The organism is Brevibacterium sp. FAM 24630 (assembly GCF_049804075.1).
GTDB lineage: Bacteria > Actinomycetota > Actinomycetes > Actinomycetales > Brevibacteriaceae > Brevibacterium.
Genome location: NZ_JBNBZD010000088.1, coordinates 1 through 336, shown reverse-complemented (window position 1 = coordinate 336; position 336 = coordinate 1). Strand labels below are relative to the sequence as shown.

The following is a 336-nucleotide window of genomic DNA, read 5'->3' as shown; positions in this document are numbered from 1 at the left end:
CTTGCCAGAGTCGTGCGAAGTCCGTCGCCCACGGCCACTTCGTGGGCAGGTGCAGGATCAGCTTCCTGGCCCGGTGAGCAATCCGGGCCGGGATGCTGATGATGCGTGTGCGCAACGTCTGGGCGCGCACTTTGCTCATCCGCCCGCCGATGATCCCGGCAGCCGCCCGCATCAGGTTGTGAGTGATCGCTGCGATCGCGACCCAGGCGGCGTTGGCGTTGAACACCCTGGAGGGCATATGCGCCAGGGCACCATTTTTCAGTTCCGCATTGATCTGCTCGATGATCGCGTGCCTGCGGTGCACTTGATCAGCAACAACGGTGTCGAAACGATCCT

The 336-nt window shown here is 62.8% G+C and carries 1 protein-coding gene; it reads right to left on the bottom strand.

Annotated features, from left to right (window positions below):
• On the bottom strand, positions 1–336 hold a 336-nt coding region (locus ACPUD7_RS17855), incomplete at both ends, for a transposase (protein WP_425120662.1).